Raw genomic sequence first — 662 nt, 5'->3', positions numbered from 1 at the left:
GGGCGAAGGCCTGTGCGGGTGGGTTCCTGTGCGGTGGGTGCGGCGGCGGTCAGGCGCCGTCGTCGCCGGTGCGGCGGGACAGGTGGTACGCGGCGCCGATCGAGCCCGAGATGAGCAGGGCGCCCAGTCCGATCTCCCGCAGGTCGAACCCGGCGACGGTGCCGCCCTCACCGGCGTGCGCGCCCCGGCTGGGCACGATGGGCGCCGGGGTGGAGGAGTGGCCCTGCCGGCCGCCCGCGATGGTGACGTTCGACGTCTGCCAGAAGGTGCCGCAGTAGAACGTGATCTCGTAGCTGGCACCTGCCTTGACGTCCCAGTCGACGACGGCCTTGGCGTGCGACTCGCCCCTGCGGATGACGACGTCCTGGAAGATGCCCGAGCTGATGCGGACGTCCGTGGCGCAGCCGACGGCCCGGAGTGTCACCTGGCCGCCGGCCGCGATGGTCTGAGGCAGCACGGTGCCCTGGAAGCCGGTCTCGTCACCGCGCGCGTGCGCGGCGGGGGCGGTCAGGCCGAGGGCGGTGAGGCCCAGCAGTGCGGCCGAGGCGACGCGTATCGCGCGCATGGTGAATCCTCCGGTCCCCGAGGAGCAGCTGCGGACCTTTTCCGCTTGCGCCAGAAATGCACCTCGATGACCGAAACGCTAGGAACGTCGGTACGGG

At 72.1% G+C, this 662-nt stretch carries 1 protein-coding gene; it reads right to left on the bottom strand.

Going from position 1 to position 662, the window contains the following annotated elements:
• Nucleotides 1–49: 49 nt before the first annotated feature.
• The gene (locus CCN42_RS38680) at nucleotides 50–565 is read right to left on the bottom strand and encodes a hypothetical protein (RefSeq protein ID WP_086741880.1); all 516 of its coding nucleotides are present in this window, start codon (nucleotides 563–565) and stop codon (nucleotides 50–52) included.
• Nucleotides 566–662 lie beyond the last annotated feature (97 nt).

The organism is Streptomyces glaucescens, from assembly GCF_002154375.1.
GTDB lineage: Bacteria > Actinomycetota > Actinomycetes > Streptomycetales > Streptomycetaceae > Streptomyces > Streptomyces glaucescens.
Note: the sequence above shows the minus strand (reverse complement) of the source record. Positions and strands in the feature narration are given on the sequence as shown.

Excerpts from the sequence above, each read along its gene's own strand:
- CCN42_RS38680 (WP_086741880.1), bottom strand. The coding sequence starts at position 565 with ATGCGCGCGATACGCGTCGCCTCGGCCGCACTGCTGGGCCTCACCGCC.